Origin of the sequence: Psychrobacter sp. UBA2514, from assembly GCF_002341255.1 — a bacterium.
GTDB classification, from domain to species: Bacteria; Pseudomonadota; Gammaproteobacteria; order Pseudomonadales; family Moraxellaceae; genus Psychrobacter; species Psychrobacter pacificensis.
The window spans coordinates 1744-2249 of record NZ_DDNS01000011.1 but is presented as its reverse complement, the minus strand read 5'-3'; the positions used below and the strand labels follow the sequence as shown (position 1 = coordinate 2249).

Sequence of the window (506 nt, the reverse complement as noted above, 5' to 3'; positions counted from 1 at the left end):
CAGCAACCACTTCTTTTAGGAACCGCAAACGATTCTCTAGCGAGCCACCATACTGGTCATCACGTTTATTGCTATGCTCAGAGATAAACTGGTTCACTAAATAACCATTGGCACAGTGCAGTTCTACCCCATCAAAACCCGCTTCTAAGGCGTTGCGAGCGGCTTGAGCGTACATCGTTATCAACTCGCTCACCTCTTCTGTGCTCAGTGCCCGCGGCTCACTTGGATCAGCTAAAGCACCTTCGCCTGGACCTGTTTCAATGAATACTTTGACATTATCAGCAGTAATAGCAGAGGGCGCTACAGGCTGATTTTGGTTGGGTTGTAAGCTAGTATGAGACACACGGCCAACGTGCCATAGCTGAGCAAAAATAATACCGCCCTTGGCATGTACCGCTTGCGTGATTTTTTTCCAGCCTTCAATTTGTGCTTGCGTATGAATACCTGGCGTCCATGCATAACCTTGGCCTCTGGGTTCGATCTGTGTCCCCTCCGTCACCATAAAG

1 pseudogene is annotated in these 506 nt (G+C 48.8%); it reads right to left on the bottom strand.

Annotated elements, in window-relative coordinates:
• Positions 1–506, bottom strand: a pseudogene (locus B3V51_RS04025) (alkene reductase); the annotation flags it as partial.